21 protein-coding genes and 1 pseudogene are annotated in these 21,245 nt (G+C 39.6%); 10 read left to right on the forward strand and 12 right to left on the reverse strand.

Annotated elements, in window-relative coordinates:
* Both J582_RS0105140 and J582_RS21370 read left to right on the forward strand, forming a co-directional pair.
* The coding region (locus J582_RS0105140; RefSeq protein ID WP_032048538.1) for an acyl-CoA dehydrogenase family protein at window positions 1–240 on the forward strand (240 nt) is incomplete at its 5' end.
* Between the two features lie 61 nt (window positions 241–301).
* Window positions 302–1,552 carry an MFS transporter gene (locus tag J582_RS21370; protein ID WP_006581456.1) on the forward strand — a complete coding sequence of 417 codons (1,251 nt, stop codon included), beginning with the start codon at window positions 302–304 and terminating at the stop codon, window positions 1,550–1,552.
* A 224-nt stretch (window positions 1,553–1,776) separates the two neighbouring features.
* On the opposite strand, the gene phnX is transcribed toward J582_RS21370, so the two are convergent.
* The 8 genes from phnX to pobA all read right to left on the reverse strand — a co-directional run bounded on the left by phnX (window position 1,777) and on the right by pobA (window position 11,266).
* Window positions 1,777–2,592, reverse strand: coding sequence for a phosphonoacetaldehyde hydrolase (gene phnX / locus J582_RS21375; protein WP_032048539.1), 816 nt, complete (start codon window positions 2,590–2,592; stop codon window positions 1,777–1,779).
* Between the two features lie 34 nt (window positions 2,593–2,626).
* Window positions 2,627–3,814: a 2-aminoethylphosphonate--pyruvate transaminase gene (phnW, locus tag J582_RS21380; protein ID WP_032048540.1), complete on the reverse strand. Its 1,188-nt coding sequence runs from the start codon at window positions 3,812–3,814 to the stop codon at window positions 2,627–2,629.
* A 26-nt stretch (window positions 3,815–3,840) separates the two neighbouring features.
* Window positions 3,841–4,995 (reverse strand): TIGR03364 family FAD-dependent oxidoreductase, encoded by a 1,155-nt coding sequence (locus J582_RS21385; RefSeq protein ID WP_032048541.1) that lies wholly within the window; start codon window positions 4,993–4,995, stop codon window positions 3,841–3,843.
* A gap of 101 nt (window positions 4,996–5,096) precedes the next feature.
* Window positions 5,097–6,806, reverse strand: coding sequence for a putative 2-aminoethylphosphonate ABC transporter permease subunit (locus tag J582_RS21390; protein ID WP_032048542.1), 1,710 nt, complete (start codon window positions 6,804–6,806; stop codon window positions 5,097–5,099).
* Complete coding sequence (locus J582_RS21395; RefSeq protein WP_032048543.1) at window positions 6,800–8,002, reverse strand: ABC transporter ATP-binding protein; 1,203 nt, start codon at window positions 8,000–8,002, stop codon at window positions 6,800–6,802. Before J582_RS21395 ends, J582_RS21390 begins: the two co-directional genes overlap by 7 nt.
* 22 nt (window positions 8,003–8,024) lie before the next feature.
* Window positions 8,025–9,062 carry a putative 2-aminoethylphosphonate ABC transporter substrate-binding protein gene (locus tag J582_RS21400; RefSeq protein ID WP_032048544.1) on the reverse strand — a complete coding sequence of 346 codons (1,038 nt, stop codon included), beginning with the start codon at window positions 9,060–9,062 and terminating at the stop codon, window positions 8,025–8,027.
* Between the two features lie 91 nt (window positions 9,063–9,153).
* Window positions 9,154–9,876, reverse strand: a complete 723-nt coding sequence (locus J582_RS21405) for a UTRA domain-containing protein (protein WP_000434318.1) — start codon at window positions 9,874–9,876, stop codon at window positions 9,154–9,156.
* Between the two features lie 175 nt (window positions 9,877–10,051).
* A complete protein-coding gene (gene pobA, locus J582_RS21410; protein ID WP_032048545.1) occupies window positions 10,052–11,266 on the reverse strand; it encodes a 4-hydroxybenzoate 3-monooxygenase in 1,215 nt (404 codons plus the stop codon).
* 141 nt (window positions 11,267–11,407) lie between these two features.
* Between pobA and pobR the strand changes: the two genes are divergently transcribed.
* Window positions 11,408–12,223, forward strand: a complete 816-nt coding sequence (gene pobR / locus J582_RS21415; RefSeq protein WP_032048546.1) for an IclR family transcriptional regulator PobR — start codon at window positions 11,408–11,410, stop codon at window positions 12,221–12,223.
* A gap of 56 nt (window positions 12,224–12,279) precedes the next feature.
* Here pobR and J582_RS21420 read toward each other — a convergent pair whose 3' ends face one another.
* The gene (locus J582_RS21420; protein WP_032048547.1) at window positions 12,280–12,876 is read right to left on the reverse strand and encodes an NAD(P)H-dependent oxidoreductase; all 597 of its coding nucleotides are present in this window, start codon (window positions 12,874–12,876) and stop codon (window positions 12,280–12,282) included.
* 98 nt (window positions 12,877–12,974) lie between these two features.
* On the opposite strand from J582_RS21420, the gene J582_RS21425 reads away from it, so the two are divergent.
* From J582_RS21425 to J582_RS21435, 3 genes are all read left to right on the forward strand, one after another.
* On the forward strand, window positions 12,975–13,886 hold the full coding sequence (locus J582_RS21425; protein WP_032048549.1) for a LysR family transcriptional regulator: 912 nt from the start codon (window positions 12,975–12,977) through the stop codon (window positions 13,884–13,886).
* A 214-nt stretch (window positions 13,887–14,100) separates the two neighbouring features.
* Complete coding sequence (locus tag J582_RS21430; protein ID WP_032048550.1) at window positions 14,101–14,436, forward strand: hypothetical protein; 336 nt, start codon at window positions 14,101–14,103, stop codon at window positions 14,434–14,436.
* Window positions 14,433–14,786, forward strand: coding sequence for a hypothetical protein (locus J582_RS21435; protein ID WP_032048551.1), 354 nt, complete (start codon window positions 14,433–14,435; stop codon window positions 14,784–14,786). The genes J582_RS21430 and J582_RS21435 overlap by 4 nt, the downstream gene beginning before the upstream one ends.
* 244 nt (window positions 14,787–15,030) lie before the next feature.
* On the opposite strand, the gene J582_RS21440 is transcribed toward J582_RS21435, so the two are convergent.
* Window positions 15,031–15,603, reverse strand: coding sequence for a cytochrome b (locus J582_RS21440; protein WP_032048552.1), 573 nt, complete (start codon window positions 15,601–15,603; stop codon window positions 15,031–15,033).
* A 12-nt stretch (window positions 15,604–15,615) separates the two neighbouring features.
* A complete protein-coding gene (locus J582_RS21445) occupies window positions 15,616–16,680 on the reverse strand; it encodes a catalase family peroxidase (RefSeq protein ID WP_004709462.1) in 1,065 nt (354 codons plus the stop codon).
* Window positions 16,681–16,915: 235 nt separating this feature from the next.
* Here J582_RS21445 and J582_RS0105145 point away from each other — a divergent pair, with 235 nt between their 5' ends.
* Window positions 16,916–17,320, forward strand: a complete 405-nt coding sequence (locus J582_RS0105145) for a winged helix-turn-helix transcriptional regulator (protein ID WP_032048553.1) — start codon at window positions 16,916–16,918, stop codon at window positions 17,318–17,320.
* Here the strand turns inward: J582_RS0105145 and J582_RS21450 are convergent.
* A complete protein-coding gene (locus J582_RS21450) occupies window positions 17,304–17,867 on the reverse strand; it encodes a TetR/AcrR family transcriptional regulator (RefSeq protein ID WP_032048554.1) in 564 nt (187 codons plus the stop codon). The genes J582_RS0105145 and J582_RS21450 overlap by 17 nt on opposite strands.
* Window positions 17,868–18,565: 698 nt before the next feature.
* Here J582_RS21450 and J582_RS21455 point away from each other — a divergent pair.
* The 3 genes and pseudogenes from J582_RS21455 to J582_RS21465 all read left to right on the forward strand — a co-directional run.
* The gene (locus J582_RS21455; protein ID WP_227556621.1) at window positions 18,566–19,558 is read left to right on the forward strand and encodes a DUF4238 domain-containing protein; all 993 of its coding nucleotides are present in this window, start codon (window positions 18,566–18,568) and stop codon (window positions 19,556–19,558) included.
* Window positions 19,559–19,673: 115 nt separating this feature from the next.
* Entirely contained in the window at window positions 19,674–20,636 is a 963-nt protein-coding gene (locus J582_RS25710; protein ID WP_032048557.1) for a hypothetical protein, read from the forward strand.
* Between the two features lie 113 nt (window positions 20,637–20,749).
* Window positions 20,750–21,245: pseudogene (locus J582_RS21465) on the forward strand (IS256-like element ISAba26 family transposase); the annotation flags it as partial.

Here is a 21,245-nt window from a genome sequence, read left to right on the forward strand (position 1 = left end):
CGCCTACGCGATGCGGGACAAAACGTTAGCACGGAAGCTTCTTGCGCAAAAATGTTTGCAACCGAAATGTGTGGCCGCGTTGCTGATCGCTGCGTACAAATTCATGGTGGTGCGGGTTACATCAGTGAATATGCCATTGAACGTTTTTATCGAGATGTTCGTCTGTTCCGTCTCTATGAAGGGACCACTCAAATTCAACAAGTGATTATTGCCCGAAATATGATTCGCGCTGCGTCTTAATCAAATTTAAAGCACTTCAAAACGACTTGAAGTGCTTTTTATCAAATGTAGGTAATGGATTATGGCTACAAATTACAAAGAAGGTCTTTCTCGTATACAGCCTCATACGTGGAAAATAGCATTTATTTTTGCATTTCTGGCACTGTTGGTAGATGGTGCAGATTTGATGCTGCTGTCTTATAGCTTAAATAGTATTAAGGCAGATTTTGGATTAAGTTCAGTACAAGCAGGTATGCTTGGCAGTTTTACATTGGCAGGTATGGCTGTTGGTGGCATTTTTGGGGGATGGGCATGCGATAAATTTGGTCGCGTGCGTATTGTGGTTATTTCTATTTTAATTTTCTCACTTCTTACCTGTGGCTTAGGTTTTACCCACAGCTTTCTTCAGTTTGGTATTTTAAGATTTTTTGCATCTCTTGGCTTGGGTTCACTTTATATCGCCTGTAATACTCTCATGGCCGAGTATGTCCCAACACGTTTCCGCACAACAGTACTTGGCACTTTACAAGCTGGCTGGACCGTTGGCTATATTGTTGCGACCTTACTTGCAGGCTGGATTATTCCTGATCATGGCTGGCGCATGCTGTTTTATGTTGCGATTATTCCCGTCATTATTGCTGTTCTCATGCATGTGCTTGTACCTGAACCAGAAGCATGGCAAAAGTCTCGACTACAACAACCAGTTGTGGCTCAAAACGCCTCGAAAACTTCAGCATTTAAGCTTATTTTCCAAGATAAACGAAACCGCAATATGTTTATCTTATGGGCGTTAACGGCAGGCTTTTTACAGTTTGGCTATTATGGCGTAAATAACTGGATGCCGTCATACCTTGAAAGTGAACTCGGTATGAAATTTAAGGAAATGACCGCCTATATGGTAGGTACATATACCGCCATGATTTTAGGTAAAGTTCTTGCGGGTATGATGGCCGATAAATTAGGGCGTCGTTTTACTTATGCCTTTGGTGCAATCGGCACTGCTATTTTCCTACCTCTGATTGTTTTTTATAACTCGCCAAGCAACATTTTATATTTACTGGTGACCTTTGGTTTTCTATACGGCATCCCTTATGGCGTAAATGCAACCTATATGACCGAAAGCTTTGCAACAGCAATCCGCGGTACAGCCATTGGCGGTGCTTATAACGTCGGACGTTTAGGCGCTGCATTAGCCCCTGCAACGATTGGTTTCTTAGCATCCGGCGGGTCTATTGGTTTAGGTTTTGTCGTGATGGGTGCTGCCTACCTAATTTGTGGTGTGATACCAGCCTTATTCATTAAAGAAAAAATATACGACCCACAAAAGTCGTAAAGAGATCCATCACAAAAAATCCTATAGGTCCTGTACCTATAAGATTGATGGTACTAACCATCTAAACATGTGTTTTAGATGGTTAGCAGGAAATAAGGAATTGACGTTTCAAAGTTACTCCTTATTTCCACGTATGTAGAGTTTATTACTCTTCATTTTAATTTTTTAGGTAAGCTTAGCTCCCAAGGGAGCTAAGCTTAAAAATATATAGATCCAAACTATGTTTAAGGTCGTTCACCCTGTCCCAAACGGCGTTCAATATCATCGAGTACATTTGGTAAGTCGGCGACACTATCAATCACATAGTGAGCGCCCGACGCATTCATTTTTTGGTATGCCTTATCTTTTAGAACAATCTGTTCATCGGCCGATAATGCGCTCCACTCTTCATAGCTTAAACCGACTTCATTGCCACTAATCGCAAGCCCGACTGTCCAACATCCGGCATTTAAACCTTCATCAATGCCCACCACGGTATCATCTACTTTTACAACAGTTTTAATGTCGGATACGTCGAGTTGAATTAAGTTCTTCCATAGCATTTCAGGATATGGACGGCCAAATTTTACGTCGCTGGCAGTAACGATACAGTCCGGTCGGTAGCCTTGATCGGCAGCATCTCTAATCAATCGTCCAATCATCATTGATGCATAACCAGTGTTACTGCCAATTTTTGCACCACGCTTTTTAATATTTTCAAACGTTTCCAATGCCCCCGGAATTAAAGCAGAACATTTCGGAATAGAATTTAGTTGATAAGGAATAAAGTCTTTATATAAACGGTCAATATCTGCTTCAGTTGCAGGCTTCCCATATACTTCCTGCCATGCCGCTGCTACACGCGGCATTTTTAAAACTGCTGCAATATGATCACGTTTCTCTAACCCCATTGGCGCACGCGCTTCTTCAACCGTAATTTCAACTTTATTGTCTTTAAATAAAGCCATAAAAGCCAAAATTGGTGCGCGTGAGCCAAAATCTACAGTTGTGCCAGCCCAGTCAAAAACAACAGCCTGAATTTGTGTATTGTTGGTCGTCATGGTGTAATTCCTTTAATGCAAATGATTTAAAAAATTATGCTGTTACAGCTTGATTGAGATGGTTTTTGCAATAACTCGCAATCGCAGCAAGAAGCCCTTCAATGTCGTGAATATAAACTTCGCCAATATTGCCAATACGGAAACAATTAAGGTCGGTGACTTTGCCCGGATAAATTACATAACCTGATTTTTTCAAGGTTTCATAAAAGGACTGGAAGCTAAATGTCTCGGCTGTTGGATAAAGAAAAGTGGTAATAATGGGCGATTGTGGGCACTCTTTACCGAGCACCAATTCAAAGCCCAGTTGTTGCATACCTTGCGATAAGGTTTGCTGGTTTTGTAAATAACGTTGATAACGTGCAGCAACACCACCTTCGGCTTCAAGCTCAAGCAAGGCTTGATAAAAAGCACGTACCACATGGGTTGGTGAGGTAAAGCGCCATTTGCCGTTATGCTGCTCCATGGTATTCCACTGGTCGTATAAATCGAGGCTAACTGAACGTGCTAAGCCTTTACATGCTTCTAGGCAATCACGCTTGGCCAAAATAAAACCAAAGCCCGGAACACCTTGAATACATTTATTTGCACTTGAAATCAGGAAATCAATTTCAAGCTCGGCAATATCCATAGGCACACCACCGAATGAACTCATGGCATCCACAATCCAGATTTTTCCTGCTGCTTTCACCAAACGGCCAATGTCTTGAATCGGGTTTAAAATTCCTGTGGTAGTTTCACAGTGTACACACGCAACATGGCTAATGGTTTTATCTTGTAAAACGCGCTCAATCTCTTGTAAATCTGGTGTTTGAGTTTCTAAATAGTTCAGCTCTACAACTTCAATATTTAAGCAACGCGCCATTTGCACCATACGTGCACCATATGCGCCGTTATTAATGATCAAGATTTTGCCATCACGCGAAATAGCTGACCCAAGTACAGACTCCACAGCAAAACTACCACTGCCTTGCATTAACACAGCCGTATATTTTTCAGGTTGGCTGGTTGCCAAGTTGACTAGACGAGAGCGGATATCCTGTACCAGCGAGTTGTATTCTTGGTCCCAAGTACACCAGTCTTTTTGCATGGCACGGCGTACTGTTGCCGATGTTGATAATGGCCCTGGAGTGAGAAGCAAATACTTGTTCTCTAAATCCATATCGAGTTGGGGTTGCATGTTCATAATGTTACTCATTTCTTTTGCGTTAATTTCAATATACACCAATCTGGTTTAAACCAGATTACAAACTAGTAAATATTTTGTTCTAATATTTCTTTCATAAACCCAGCCCCTGTGGTCATGCCTTTACCGGCAATCGCACTCACCAGAAAGATATTTTTTTCAGCTTCAGTAACACAGGCCAACTCATGTTCATGAGTCAGGTAATAACCATTCCAGCGTTTTTGAATTGGAGGTAAAGTCAGCCCTAATTTTTCGTGACAGTAAGCTTGGATAAACTCATTAATCTCTTCACGCTGCTCGAACTGCGGCGCTTCATTAATCGAATGATATTCGTGGCTATCGCCCACGATCAGTTCACCAAATTCGTTTTGTTTAATCAGAATATGGATACCGAATTCTTTAATGAAACCCTGTTGTGATGCTTTAACCAACTCAGCATGACTTGGGCAAATTTCAAAAGCCGGATAACGTGAGATAGATAAGCCTGAATAAAGAGAAGCATTTAATTTTTGGTGAAATGGTTGCGTCAGCGCCATTTGTAAGCCACAACGTTTCAAGTTCAAACTTTGTAAGAGATCTGGATATAAAACATCGATGATTTCACCGTGGCAGATCAAAACTTTATTTGCCCGATATACTTCGCCATTTGCCAAGCGAACCTGACAACTTTCCTGCTGATAATGGGTTTGAACAACGCAGGCATTGGTATAAATCTCCACACCTTTTCTTTCGGCATATGCCAATAGTCGCTGCCCAATCACATGCGGTTCGACCGAATAATCTTCCTCAAAAACCAAGCCGCCTTGAAACTGCTGTTCGGGATTTAAATAAGAAAATTGGGTGACCAGTTCATCATGCTTTAGCAAATGAACTGGAATTTGGTAATGATTTGCACGCTCGGCAAACTCTTTTAAAACCTGCCATTCAAGTGCAGTGTTTGCGAGATAAATACCTTGGCGTTGAGCAAACGAAATATCGGTTTCAGCCTGAATACGCTGATAAAAAGAACGCGTTTCAAGTGCATACTTTCGCCACTGTTGCTCTGGATGGGTTAATGTCGAAGTTCCGACCATGCCGAAATTACGACGAGTTGCGCCCACAGGTTTGGCATTTTTCTCGAAGATACAAACTTTTAAGCCTTGTTCTTGCGCTTGTATGGCAGCGGACAAACCTAAAATACCGGCTCCGACAACAATTAAATCAAACTGTGCGTGATTCATAAGACTTCCAATTTGCGAAATTTAGGATGAATACACCCTTGCCTTGTTGAACAAAGCATTCAATTTCAGTCAGTTAAATAAAAATTGTGTTTAGCTAAAACTTAGTGAGCGCTTTCACGCCATTGCTGACTTCTTGCCATAATTTTTCTGGTAAATAACCAATGAATGAGTTTTACAACACATGAGGTGGTTAAAATCAAAATGCTCATCGCAACAGCAGCAACCGTGTCTCCCGCATCATCCATATTTAAAACCGCCACCGCCGCTAAACTAGTGTCTGGTGAATAAAGGAAAATGGCAGCCGACACAGTGGTCATGGCATTCACAAAAATATAAACCGATACATCGCATAGCGCTGGAAAACACATAGGCAAATAGACTTTCCAAAAGGTTTTCCACTTCGATGTTCCTAGAGTTTCCGCCGCCTGATCGAGCTGTAGCGGAATTTGTTTAATGGCATTGGTTAAAGTGAGGTGTGGCACGGTGTAATAATGCACAATGGTTGAAATCACCAAAATGGTCATGGTCCCATACAGCACATTTAACGGGTTGCTTTGCTGGTTAAAAAACAAAATGTAGGCAATACCTAGAACTAATCCCGGCACAGCGAGTGGCAGTAAAACCAAAGCTTGAACATAGTTTTTAATGAATGGATGTGTCTTAAAACGTTCGGTTAATAGCGCCACCATAAAAATCAGTGCCGTTCCAAAAACAGTACTAAAGAGTGCCATACGAACCGAGTTAAAGTACGCTGCCCAACCGCCGCCATCGACATATTCAAAACTGTAATGAGCCAAGGTCAAAGACAAATCATAAGGCCAAGACTGGATGAATGACGCCAGCACAGCCGTAAAGATAATCAGTAAAATTGCACCTGAAACCAAACCACAAAATAGGCTCAGAACGACTTCAAGTTTTTTATTCGGTGCTGAAACATAAGGTTTAGCCTGAAAGGCTTGAAACCGTGCATGGCGTTTGCTTTGTATTCGGTCGAAAATAAAGACAAACACTGCTGGTAGCAATAACAAGATGGAAATTACCGCACCCATACTCATGTTTTGCTGACCAATAATCTGTTTATAGACATCAAGCGCCATCATGTTAAATGAACCGCCAATCACTTTCGGAATTCCGAAATCGGTCAGCACATAAATAAAAGCCACTAGACTTGCGCTAATGAGTCCATAGCGAATTGCAGGTAGCGTGACGTGGTAATGGGTCTCCCAGATATTTTTACCTAGCGACAAAGATGCCTCAATTAAACGCTGATCGACACTGCGAAAAGACACCATCATCAACATCAAAATTGCTGGAAATAGCCAAAAGCAGTAACTGATTAAAATACCGATTGGGCCATAAATTTGTATATCGCCCAGTAAAGACTTTAATACGCCTTGCTTACCAAACAAATAAACCAATGCTAAAGAAGGCAAAAGTGATGGAGCTAAAATGGGTAAAAAAGCCACCAGTTTAAAGAAGCTTTTACCCTTTATATTCACATTGGTGAGTGCAAAATCATAAATACTGGCAAGCAATACTGTAATGACAGTAGCAGCACAAGCAACCCACACCGAGTTAAATACAGAGCTGAGTAAAGCTGGACTTGCAAAATAGTTATAAAAATTTTCAAGACCAACAAAATTTTGATTTTCATCAAAAAATGCAGTTTCAAACAGCATCATTAAAGGTGCAATAATCGCTAAAGTCAAAGCAATTGCAACGCTTGCTAAAGCAATATTTGATCTTAATGAATATTCAGTTTTTCGACGCGGCTGTGTTTTTAAAACCGCTGAAGCAGCTTCATTTAACATAGTGCGTACCCTTGTTCGTCAAAGACATGAATGAGCTGATTAGGCACTTTTATAAACATGAGTTCTTGCAAAGATTTGAACTTGATATTTTCAATTTCAATTTGCAAAAGGTGTTTTGCCTGCTCAATTCCATCGATATGAATAGTGCAAAACAAACGACGTTTGGCACCTAAAAATTCTGTGCTTAACACTTTAACTGGCAAATACAACGACTCTTTATCACTACCGAAATTATCGACCAACTCGACGGCTTCAGGTCTAAAACCAATGCTGTAGCTTTGCCCTGCTTTAAGTTTTTGCTGCTCAAAATTTAGAGGAATAAAACCCAAAACCTCGAGCTGATTAATGACCGAACAAGTGGTTGCCAAAAAGTTCATGGTGCCAATAAACTTTGCAACGAATTGGGTTTGCGGCTTGTAATAAATATTGTGCGGCGTATCAATTTGCTCAATGACGCCATGATTCATGACTACAACACGGTCAGAAATGCTTAAAGCTTCCTCTTGGTCGTGTGTGACCATAATGGTTGGCAAATTAAGCTGTGATTGAATCGAACGAATCTTCTGTCTTAGGTTTAGACGTACCTGAGCATCAAGTGCAGACAATGGTTCATCTAATAGTAAAATATCAGGCTTCGGCGCAATTGCCCGAGCAAGCGCAACACGTTGCTGCTGCCCACCCGACAATTGATTGGGATATTTTTTAGCAATATCGGGTAATTCAATCAGTTCTAATAACTGCTGAACTCGTTGGCTACGCTGCGCCTTATCCCATTTCTTTTTGTCTAAGCCAAAAGCAATATTTTCTTCGACGTTTAAGTTTGGAAATAACGCATAGTTCTGAAACACAATACCACAGTGACGCTTTTCAGCACTGAGCAACGTAATGTCTGCGCCCTTTTTTATGACTTTTCCATAATCAGGTTTTTCTAGACCCGCAATGATGCGTAGTAATGTGGTTTTACCGCACCCTGAAGGCCCCAAAAAGCTCACGAACTCGCCAGCTTTCAGGTCTAAATTAATATGCGTTAGGGCCTGAAAGTGTTGGAACTTTTTTTGTATATCCACCACTTCTAAAACCGACGGACCATGTTCAGGATATTTATAGGTCGTTAATGACGACAGTAAATGCCCTGCTAACTCACCTTTCTGGTTTTGACCTAGCAGCGATGATTGCAATGACGAAGGAATTTGCATAATGAGGCCCTTATCCAAAAGATCACTTTTCAAAACGCTTTGACCATTCAGCCAAAATACGTTCACGCTGCTCGGCCGCCCAATAAAAATCATTTTTTACGAGCATTTGAGGAAGATTTTTTGGGAAACTCATGCTCGTATTTTCAATGCCTTTATAAGCCACCATTGAAAAGTTGTGTGCATAAGCTTCATTTGCCGCTTTGCTTACCGACCAATTTATAAATTTTTGTGCGCTACTTAATTTTTTGGTTCCTTTCACAATTGCTGAGGCTTCCATTTCCCAGCCTAAACCTTCAGTTGGATAAATCACTTCTAAAGGTGCACCTTCTGCTTTTAATTTAAATGCCGGATAACCAAAAGAAACACCAATTGGAATTTCACCCTGCGCTGCCATCTTGCAAGGTTTTGAACCTGAATGAGGATATTGTGAAATGTTTTTATCTAAAGCCTGCATATAGTCCCATGCCTGCTTTTCACCCCAAATTTGCATCCAAGCTGTGACATCCAAATAGCCTGTACCACTTGAGGCTGGATTTGGCATCACAATCAGGTTTTTATAAATTGGGTTGGTTAAATCTTTCCAAGTTTTTGGAATTGGTAACTTACGCTTTTCTAATTCAACTTTATTGACACAAATTGCAGATTCCCATGCATCCATACCCGTCCAAGTCGGTACAGGTTTTTGGCTGACAAATTCTGGTTTTAAGTTTTGAATGCCTTCAGGTTTAAAAGGCTCAAGCATGTCTTTCTTTTCCATGACCAGCAAACTGGTTAAAGCCACACCAAAAACCACGTCCGCTTGTGGGTTTTTCTGCTCTGCCAAAAGTTTAGCGGTGATTACACCAGTTGAATCACGTACCCATTTTACTTTGAGTTCAGGATAGGCTTTATGTAATTCCTCTTGGTATTGCTTAAGCTGGTCGGCTTCCACTGCCGTATAGACTGTAATTTCTTCTGATTGTTTTGATGTTGCTGATGAACATCCCATCTGAATAGCGACCACTACACCTAAAACTGATGCAGTACCGAGTTTAATTGTCTGTTGAACGTACTGTTTCATCTGCAAACCATCGAATGCAATTATTTGATGATCGTATTTCAACAGCTTTATATGACAGTTTAATTAATCTGGTTTAAACCAGATTGTATTTTTATGCTCGCGCTTCGAAATGCAAATCTAAAACATCATGTAGCCAATATTCTTGGTCAACATCGGTAATCACGCCTTCTTCATTTCTGTTGCTACGGCAAATATATAAACCCAGTGCCCCAACATTCACATGCAGTGCTTTAGCCTGTTGTTCCGATAAAGCGGTTGGATAAAGGTTAATGTCAGCTCGGGTGATATGGCAGTTATATTGATTTGCCATCAGTAACGTAATGGATTGCTTGAGATCATGAGTTAAAAACTCGGGGAAAAGTTCGGCATTTACACGTAAATGTTCAACTAAAACAGGGCGACCATTAATACAACGACGTCGCCAAACTGAATAAATCGGATGCCCTTTTTCAACTTTTAAATGCTTGGCATCCCAAGAAGTAGCCTGAGTCAGTTCACTCGAAATTACTTCTGTAGAAGGTTCATAGCCTTGTTCAATCACAAACTGATTAAAGTTTTTTGTCGATTGCGGATGATAAATAATACGAGGAGAACGAACATACCAACCACGGCGATCTAATCGATAAATCAAACCATCGGTTTCCAAAGCCAGTAAAGCTTCACGTGCAGCCACACGAGTGGTTTGGAACTGTTCAGAAAGCACTCTTTCTGATGGGAGTTTTGCGTGGGCTTCTAATACGCCAGATTCAATATCATGGGCAATTGCATCGCGAATAGGAATATATTTAGGTATGCGTGCTTGGTCCTGTTCCATACAAACTTAGAATTTATAAATAAAGAAATTAATAGCAATATACTGAAAAAATGTGACAAAAGCTTTTATTAATGCTGATCTTTTAAGCAAAACAATCTCTTAAGCTAGTACGGCCCACTTAAATTTTTATATAAAAAAAGAGCATTTTCATGCCCTTTTTATTTTTACTTAGTCTTTAGCTTGCATGCTTAAAACGATCTATTTGCTTAATCTCATAAGGCAAACCGACATAGTTTTCAGCCAATGTGGTTTTACCCGCAATCGAACCTAGTACATAACTTAACTCGGCCTGTTTAATCTTATGATCAAACTCACTTTCAGTTTCAAAACGATGCAATAAATGAGTCATCCACCAAGAAAAACGCTCTGCTTTCCATACACGTTGTAGGCATTTTTCAGAGTATTCATTTATCCCTTGTTCGGAACCTTCGGCATAATATTCAATGAGTGCGCTTGATAAATAAGCAATATCAGATGCAGCGAGATTTAAGCCTTTTGCTCCAGTCGGTGGAACAATATGCGCAGCATCTCCTGCTAAAAATAGTTTTCCGAAACGCATTGGCTCGGTCACAAAGCTACGTAACGGCGCAATACTTTTTTCAATAGAAGGTCCTGTGACTAACTTTTCACGGCTTTCGGGATCTAGGTGGTTTTTTAACTCGTCCCAAAATTTTTCATCCGACCAGTCTTCGACGTGATCTGTTAAAGGGACTTGTAAATAATAACGGCTACGCGTTTCTGAACGCATACTACATAAAGCAAATCCACGTTCAGACTGTACGTAAATGAGTTCATCGGCTACAGGTGGAACGTCTGCCAACACCCCTAACCAGCCAAACGGATAAACTTTTTCAAAGGTCTTAATTTTATCTTCTGGCACGCTGGCACGGCAGACACCGTGGTAGCCATCACACCCTGCTATAAAGTCACACTGAATTTGAAAAGCTTTACCTTGGTACTCAAACTCAACTTTTGGTGCAGTGTAGAAATCTTTTACTTGTACATTTTGAGCTTCATAAAATGAAGTGAGCTGCTCTGCTTCACGCGCAGTCATTAAATCTTTGGTAACTTCGGTCTGGCCATATACAGTTACTTGTTTACCACCTGTAAGTGCTGCCAAATCAACCCGATGCTTTTCACCATTGGTTAAGATTTCAATACCCGAATGCGGTAATCCTTTTTCTTTTAAGTTTTGATCAACGCCTGCTTGTTTGAGTAAGTCGACCGAAACTTGCTCTAAAATTCCTGCACGAATCCGTGAAGCTACATATTCAGCACTACGTTGCTCAACAATAATATGATCGATGCCAGCTTTATATAGAAGTTGCCCAAGCAATAACCCTGCTGGCCCAGAACCAATAATTGCAACCTGTGTCTTTAAAATATCCATAACTTCATCCTTGTTTCATCCTGACTTTTAAATTACTGGCTTTAACTTTTGTTCACTATGTATCCAAGACGAAAATAACCGTTTATCATTTAGTTTGTCCGAATAGCGGACAGAAACAATCAAAATAACAGGAATGAAAGGATGCCTTCTCTCGATGCTTTTCTAGAGCACCCAAACTCGCATGAGAAAATACGTCAAGATGACTACATTGCAGGGTTAGCAAAAGGCTTGGCTTTACTGGAAGCTTTTGGAACAGATCGGCAACGGCTTAATGTCACTCAAGTGGCCGAGCGAACCGGTATTAGTCGTACAGCGGCAAGGCGTTACCTAAAAACTTTAAAATACTTAGGCTATTTAGAAACCGATGAACATTACTTTTGGCTCACTCATCGTGTGCTGCGCTTTTCGAGTTCTTATCTAAGCTCTGCCCACCTGCCTAAAGTTGCTCAATCATTTTTAAATCTATTATGTGCGCAGACATCTCTTACTTTTTCAATTGTGGTGTTAGACGATAACGAAGTCGTACCGATTGCCCGTAGCTATTTACCACAGCAAGATAATTTACGTGTCAGCCCTTATGGTATGCATTTAGGAAACCGACTCCCTGCCCATGCCACTTCCACAGGTAAAGTATTGCTGGCAGCACTGCCCGCAGAAGCTCAACATACGTGGGTAAAAACTTACGGTTTAAAACGCTTAACGCCTTTTACCATAGTAGATGAGTCAAAGTTTTTTGAAGTGCTTAAGGGTATTTCGTTATCGGATTATTGTCTTTCCAAAGAAGAACATGAGCTTGGTGTGATTGCGATTGCAGTGCCCGTATTTAACGCCCAAGGTCAAGCTATAGCAGCGCTTAACTGCATGTCTCAAACTAACCGTGTACAAGAAGATTATTTGGTTCAGCAAATTTTGCCATTGCTGCGCAACACAGCAAATGAACTGAGAAATGTGATTTAAATAGACTTAGAAACTCCTGTGATCAATTAGATGTACAAGAGTTTCAACCCATAATTTTAAATAGTGAATTCTTTAACTTGCTGGCTTGCCAGATCTAATGCCTTGCTGCGATAAGCTTGCATGTCTAAGCCTTCTGCATAAATAAATTCAACATCATGAATGCCCATTAGCCCTAACACTGCCTTGAGATAAGGCGTGACTGCCTCAGTTTCTTGGCCAACATGAATGCCGCCCCGACTGCTTACCACCACCGCTTTTACCCCTTCAACCAAACCTTGAGGGTAAGTTTCGGTGTAGCGGAATGTTTGTCTTGCTCGTGCCACCAAATCAAACCAGTTTTTGAGTTGAGTAGGCACATTTAAGTTGTACATCGGTGCGCCTATCACCAATAAATCAGCACTTTTTAATTCAGCAATTAATTCGTCAGACAAAGCAACGATTTGCTGAATGTCTTGATTGTTATTTTCCGCACCACGCAGCGCCTGAAAAATTTCCAGATCTAATACAGGCAGATTCATTTCAGCTAAATTGCGTATGGTGATGTCATCTTGCAAACCTTGATCTTTACGGTGTTCAAGCATTACATCAATTAAGCGATTGGTTTGTGAACCCTCACCCATAATGCTGGATTTTAATACCAATATTTTAGCCATGACTGTCTCCATATTTTTGATGAAGCCATAGTAACCCCACAATAAATTCAACAGTGGTGATATTATTTCTTACCATTGGTTCCTTTTAGTCAACAATCATGCAACATGAACTAAGTGCAATTTCTATATTTGTGACTGTGGTTGAAGCTGGAAGTTTTGTAAAAGCTGCCGAGCAATTGCATTTAACTCGCTCAGCCATTAGTAAAAATATTGCTCGGCTTGAAGATCAGCTTGGTGTGGCTTTATTTAAAAGAACAACACGTTCACTCAGCATGACTGATGAAGGTGCTTTGTTTTATGAACATAGCCGCCGAGCGTTAAGTGAAATACAAAATGCAGCGGCGTTATTAGACCAAGGGAAAATTAACGCAACAGGTCGTTTACGAATGTCTGTGCCAGTGCTGTTCGGGCAACTCTTTGCTGCCCCGCTTATGGTTAAATTTGCTCAGCAACATGCGGACTTACAGTTAGAAATTTCATTTAATGATCGAACTGTAGACTTGGTTGAAGAAGGTTTTGATTTGTGTATAAGAATCGGGGCACTGCCTGATACCACTCAGCTTGTTGCCAAACCGATTGGTCAGCATCGAATGCTACTTTGTGCCTCACCTGACTATTTAAATAAAGCAGGTCCCCTAGAACATATTGAGGACTTAGAGCATCACGCCACGATTGCCGATCCACATTTTGGTCAAATGCAAAAATGGCGACTTCAAAAGGAAAATGACGCGCCTTTATTTATTAAGCCCAAAGCAAAACTCCTTTTAAATGACTTACAAGCCATTAAAAATGCAGCGCTTGCTGGAGCTGGTATCGCTTGGCTACCCGATTGGCTTATTCAAAATGAATTACAGAATGGTAAGCTCGTACAAGTGTTAGAAACCATGTCGAGTATTGCTTTTCCGATTCATTTGGTATGGCCTGCGCTGCCGTTTATGCCACTCAAAACCCGTCTTGCAATTGATTATTTAGCGCAGCATTTACCGTCTGAACTGAACAAACAAGCTTAAAATAAAAGAGGTTTGAACATAAGGAACCAAGCCTTAATAAGCCTTACTGTCCAATTAACTTTTTAATCCTATCCCCTCACTATGTACGCAATTAAAATTACTCTTAAGTTACTATTTTATTAGAAGAAAAATAATAAGGTGATGGTCAACTTTCTTGACTGTAAAATGCGTTTATGTGAGTATTAGCTAGACTAACTTTACAAAAATTACTTATATGAAATATAACGTTATCGCATTACTTGCAGGTTTGTTATTGGTGTCTACTGCTCACGCCGAGGAAGCTCCTATGGATGCCACTCACTTGGGCTTGAGAGCTTTTGTATATAATGCATTTGTAGGTATAAAAAAAGCAGAGGATATGCCTCAATTTCCTAAAGGGCATCCGTTGACGAAAGCTGAACTTTATAATGGTGTGGCTGCGGGTGTTCGTGTTCGTGGTAAAAAGTGTAGTAGCGTGGTGGACGCGCGCGCGCTAGATGCCAATGGTTCAAAAATATCAGTGAAGTGTGCTGGCGGAGAAAGCTATCAAGTATTGCTTAAAGGTAAATGAAATCGCGCATTTGCCTATTTGGGTTTGTTTCAGCAATGCTGATTAGCAATGTTAATGCGCAGACCCAACAAGAATTGCCTCTACCCTTACTTGGTCAACTACTCGGTTTTACGCAAAATGTTTATTTTAATGCTAATCGATTAGCTGAAATGCCAAAGATGCCAACCGAGCGTGCTGCCACTCAACCCGAAATATTAGAGGCTGTGGCTAGTGCGCTGAGATTGCAACAACATCCATGTAGTTCGGTTTTAAATGCCGACTATGTTGATGAGAGTGGTAATCTGATATCAATCAATTGTGTAGATGGTAATTATGTTGTGGATGCACGACGTGGCAAGATCAACCCTTAAGCCCTCTATCATCTTCCCAGCCCTCTCCTCACGATCTGTGGGATTGCCAAAAGTAAACGCCAAGGCTGCTGTGATGTCATGGTGAGTTTTGTTGAAGGGATCTAAATAGCTGAATTGATTTCTCAACTTGAGAAATCAATTCTATTTTAAGTCGTTATATCGGCGAGTTTATTTATATGTTTTAAATAAACTCTATAAAAGCTTCACCATTAATTCATCGTTCAGTCGAAAGCTTTCAAGCAAACTAGTCAGCATCCTCTTTTTTAGAAGAAGGCCCCAAAGCCATACTCGAAAATACGCCATCGCGATAAATCCATGCATGTAATAACGCAGCAGATAAATGACCAATAACGACAGCAAATAATAGCCAAGCCAAAATTCCATGTAATGTACGGAACCAAGCGTAAAACGTAGAGCTGGTTGGTGCTATAGGCGGAAGGTCCCAACCCGGAAATAACGTTACAGGCCAATTACCTGCCGATAGTGTTGCCCATCCGAGCAATGGCAAACTAAACATCAAAATATAAAGTAGCCAATGTGATGCATGGGCAAGAAATGCCTGCCAGCGCGGTACAGTCGGCGGCAAAGGTGGAATTGGATAACAGAGTCGATTTATTAATCTTATGATGACCAATAGTAAGATTGCGATTCCTAAAGGTCGGTGAATATCAATTAACCACGGACGCCAAGTAATTGAGGTGGTCATTCCTACCCCAATAAATAGCATGGCCAAAATTGCTGCCGCCATAAGCCAATGCAGTATTCGAGCAGTCAAATTAAAATGACGTGGAGCAGTATCGTTAGATTTGTTTTGCATTGTTCAGCTCTCCTATTTGCCCACGGCATCCGTTGCTTTGCCAAATCCAATTTCACGTAATCGAGCATTGTAAGACTGTGAATAGATCGCCGCTCGTGCTGCGAGTACTGGATCATCTGATAACTCAATTCCGGGTGGCACCAAAGTTGGGTCAAAGTTAATATCACGACATGCGCCATTTACCTGATCAGTTACATTTTTGACCTCTAATGTTCCGGCTATAACTTCTTTACGTTCTTTTGGCCAAGGCTGAGATGGGTCATTCACTGGGTCTCCTGGTTCGGCAAGTTGCAAAACTAAGTCCCAATAGAGCGGTCCTTCAGCCAAACGTTTTTTGATGTCTTTAAATAAGAAATCAGGGCCAGCTTGATCACGTTGTTCTTTGGTCAGACTAATAAATTTTGAATGAGGACGCATAGACCAACGGACTGGTTGTTCTTGCCCATTAGCCGCCCGTAATATAAAGGCATTTACGACATAAAATTCTGCACCGCTAAAACTACCGGTTAATGGCATTTTTGCCTTTTCCTCAATAGACTTACGCGCTTCGGGATATTCTTTTAAAAATGCCTCAACAAGGGCTGGATCAGGTTTGCCAGTAGATGGAACGGGTTTAAATGCTTTTTGCTGCGCCAAAAAACCTTCAGCATTTCGCGTCGGGAAATAGGGAAAGTTGTTTAATTTCATGCGCCACTGCGAATGATCGGCTGCGGAAAGTAATAAAGCCATACTCACTGTTGCGGTAGAATTATCTGCCGCATGCGGGTTACCGCTACCAATAGAAAATCGACCAATTGCAGGTATATCAGACTTGGCAAATACAGTGGCTTTCGAGAGTGCTGCTGCCGCACCATTACTATGGTAAGTGCCATCAAAACAAATCCCTTTACCGTGTGCCCGTCGATATCCGGGATCAAAGTTTTTTAATGTGTCACCCAAAAAAGTTTTGGATGTTGTTCGGTGTCCAAATAGACCAGCGGTCCAAGCAAATGCCAATACTAAAGCGCCTGCGATTACAGCAATACCCACGAATCGCAGCCAGTACTTCTTTAGCGTTTTAAAATTCAAATTATTCATTCTTCATCCTGTGTAAATTGTATAGCTGCATCTATAAAAAGTTTGATCCTATAAAAAGAGTATTACTTACATTGATGGGACCATATTCAAAATTAGTTGAGTAAATAAAATCCTAAAATTTCTGGATCCAATATAGAGATGAGCCTTAATATAATATTTATTCCTGAGCCATATAAGGTACGTACCTCAAGGTTAGTATTAAGCTTATTCACATTTGAATGGAGATAAATAAAGCATGGGTACGAAAAATGTAAAAGTCCCCACCTTGACCGAAAGAGTCCGAAGAGGTGATCTTTTTACTGGAGAGAATAATTGTCAGTCTCGAGAAGCATTTGCTCATGTTACAAGCCTCTGGGGAGTGATATGCTTGATTGCTTTACGTGACGGCACCCATCGTTATAGTGAGTTACGCCGTAAAGCAAACGGAGTCAGCGAAAAAATGCTGACTCAGACCCTCCAGCATTTAGAAAAAGATGGTTTTATACGTAGAACTTCTTATCCAGTCGTCCCTCCCCACGTCGAATATGATTTAACCTTATTAGGTGAGGAAGTCGCTAAACGTGTTGCTGCACTTGCTGACTGGTTAGAGGTTAATTTAAGCGATATTAAAGCAGCCTCTTTAGCTAGTGAGGATGGATAGTGGCGATAAGAAAACGCTCCAACATCTTTTCCTGCTCGATTGTTCCATCTGAGCCTAAAAGCTGAATGATTGTACCCTCCACCATATATACAAATAGCTTGGCATCGGTAAAAGAAGCATCCGCGTTTAGCATTCTAAGCTGGCTATAAATTTCATTGGTCAGCCATGTTCTGTACCTCACCGCGGTCTGAAAAGCGTTGGGATAATTATTTTTAGTTTCAAAAATGGCTTTAAACAATAAGTAATACGGCCCTTCTAAATCGGTATGTAAGTCATAAAGCTTTTTGAGTTTATCTATGGCGGCAGTACCTAAGTCGTACTCGACCATTGCAACCACTTGATCTTGGAGCCGTTCTTTTTGTACGATCAGGCAAATTTCAATAAAGCGTTCTTTAGAGTGAAAGTAGTTATAAAACGTCATTTTATTCACTTCGGTTTCTTTCACAATTTTGTCGACGCCCACCATGTGAAACCCACCGTGATGAAACAGATTAATCCCTTTTTTTACTACTTCTAAAGCACGTGTTGAGAGAACTAAATTTGGCATAGTTTTACCGTTATAAATTCTTGTTGTTTGTAAATGAGATACTTTTTTGGGAGAAAAAAAGGCATAGCAAAGCCGTAAAGACTGTGCTTGGCACATCTCAAGTTTGTTATTGCTAAGTTTTAAGTAAAAATGGCTTTAAGCCTGAAAACCTTTTGGCTATCAAGCTGCTTTAATTTTTAAGCTGTGTCGTTATAGCTTTTGGCATGGAGAGCCAAGAAATAATGGATGTGCAAAGCCAACTCCTTTTTATTGGGAGTTCTGCCGACATGAATAGAAATTATGGTGGCAGAACGAGAAGGGGTTCGCGGACTGGTACAACAACCAGCACACCCGAAGGTGTCCCTCTCCCGTCCTACCGCTACGGGAGGAGACGAGGAGATGCTCACACAAAATTATCCCTCAGAAAGGAATAATTCTGATGCTGTTGTAATCGGTCCGCGACGACCGGCTGGCAATGTGGCCAGCAGGCAAAGAATAGTGCCCAACCCTTTTGCAGTCAAGCACGCAAAATGCCATTTGTTTTAAATTAAATCATTAGAAAAGTAAGGCTAAATAATGGGTGGGTTATTGTTAAGTGGGGGTTGTAGAAGTGAGAATAAAAAACAGCCTTGGGAGGCTGTTTGGAAGGATTGGATATTAAATATTTGGTATACTCCATATTAAGTTAATATCTCTTTTAAATGGTACTAAAACATCAAATGGAAATGACACCTAAACAATTAGAACTAAAAAGAGAAAATCACTACGTATGGGCCAAATACTTAAAAAATTGGTCTTTAAATAACTCAGATGTATGGTATACAACAAAGAAACTTAAAATAGCATGTGACAGTGTTAAAGCAATTCTTAAGGAAAAAGACTTCTACAAATACCAGTTTATTACAAAACAACATTTGGACCTAATCAACTTTATATCCAATAAATCACCAGTAGAACTACAAAAAAAACATAAATTTTGTCTAAATTCATTTCTAATATTACAATACATTGAATCTGCATATATAAAATCAGGAAAAAAAGATGAGAAATTACAAGCGTGCATTGAAGCATTTAAGAGCAATACAATAGAAAATATTCATACAGATCATGAAAAAGGTGTAGATGTTATTCTAAAAAGCTTACAAAACCATGATTTATCAATTTTAGATGATACCCTAAATATGTGTAAATTTATGAGCTATTGGGGACACCAAATTGCCAGAACTAAACCTTTCAAAGATAAAATATTAGCTGCTCAGACAGACCAAGAATTACAGAAAACTTATAAAGAATCTTGGTGGTTTATTAGTTATATGCTTGGTATGAATTTAGGAAAAAGTTTTTTTGAAACACGAAAAATTGATATACATTGTTTATTAATCAACGAAACGAATGAAGATTTTATAACATCAGATCACCCAATTATTAATATACATGAAGCAATAAATGAAGATGATATGACTGTTCCTTCTGAGAATGAGGCGGACTTTTTTTATGCAATTTCCCCCAAATTAGGCTATATGATCAATAAATCTAAACGCTTTAAAAAAGGTATAAATTACGTATCAATAGATTTCGTTAGGGAAGTTAATACAAAATTAGCTTTTTATGCCGATCAATACATTATTGGCACGACCGAAGATCAATTGAAAATTTACAAAAAGTCGGTTGGAAAAAGATTAAAAATTATAAAAGAAATTAAGGAGAGTTGATTTAATGATTTTAATATTTACGCCTTTTTAAGATAATAATTTTTTTAATATATACAGTTATTTCGCATAAAAGGTAACATATTAATTTTCAGATAAATTCAATCTAAGAGACAAAATGCAAAATAAAATTTTTTATTCTTGGCAATCTGATTGTCCAACTAATACAAATAGAAGTTTGATCAATACAGCTTTAGATAAAGCCATTGAAGAACTGCAAAAAGATAAAACTACTACCATTAATCCTGTGATGGATAGAGATACTTTAGGACTATCTGGTTCTCCTGATATTACTCATTCTATTTTTTCAAAAATTGATAATTCTTTTGCTTTTGTATGTGACGTGTCAATTATCGACTCTACTACATCTCGTCCGACACCAAATCCAAATGTGTTAGTTGAGCTTGGGTATGCTATAAAAACTTTAGGGTGGAGTAGAATTATTATGGTTATGAATACTCAATATGGGGAACCAGATAAACTACCTTTTGATCTTAGATCAAAACGTGTCTTAACTTATAAAATTGCAACTGAAGAGCAAGAAAAGGCACCTATCAGAAATAGTCTTTCAAAAACCTTCGCAATTGCATTAAAAATGATTTTTGATAATCATGAACCAAATTTACTCTCGGAAACATTATTAAAAAAACCTGAATCAATTAACTTCCGTGAATCCGATTTACAGTTATTCAATCAATTTAAAGAAACACTTCCGTCAAAAGGTAGTATTAGTTTTATTGATGAACAAAATATGGCTGGATTTTCATGGCCAAGTTCGGCTTTAAATCAATTAGATGATTTCTATCATGATTGGGGAGATGCTGAACATGAATTTATTGATACAGAATTAGAAACCATTAGATCTAAACTATATGAGTTAGTAGGAAACTATCTTGGACAGATTGCAATCAACACTTTTCCTGCTAATACCTCAGGGCGACAGACGGTTCCTCCTGAATGGGAAGAAACAAATCCAAAGCATTTCTTTGAAGTCGTTAATAAACTACATGAAACTGCTGGGCAAATTGTGAAAACTCATCAAGATCTTATAAGATTAGGCCGTCAAAAACTGGCTCCTTAGAGATAATCTCATTTGAAATATGATATATAAAATTTTAAGGGACTGTTCTAAATTTTGTGTAAGTACTTAATTTTTATTTATCCTTCAGAGGATAATTACAAAAGGTACTTCACATGGATGAAGCAACAATCAAAAGTATGGCTGCCGAATTGGCTAAAGGTCTAAAAACACCAGAAGACTTAAACCAAATGACAGCAGTCTTTAAAAAATTCATGATTGAAACTGCACTCAATACTGAACTTTCAGACCATCTCGGTTATGAAAAGCATCAGCCCAAGAAAGGCTCAAATAGCCGTAATGGGTTTAGTTCTAAAACCATTACAACTCAAGATGGACAACTGGCTTTAGATATTCCCCGTGATCGAGAAGGTTCATTTGAGCCACAAATTATCAAAAAGCACCAAACACGCATCACCAGTATGGATGACCAAATCCTCTCACTGTATGCAAAAGGAATGACTAATAGGGAAATTGTAGCCTTCTTCAAAGAAATGTACGATGCCGATGTGTCAGCATCTCTCATCAGCAAAGTTACCGATGCTGTGATTGAGCAAGTGACTGAGTGGCAAAATAGAGCCTTAGATAGCCTTTATCCTGTTGTCTATCTTG

Source organism: Acinetobacter sp. 1566109 (assembly GCF_000582255.1).
Taxonomy (GTDB): domain Bacteria; phylum Pseudomonadota; class Gammaproteobacteria; order Pseudomonadales; family Moraxellaceae; genus Acinetobacter; species Acinetobacter nosocomialis.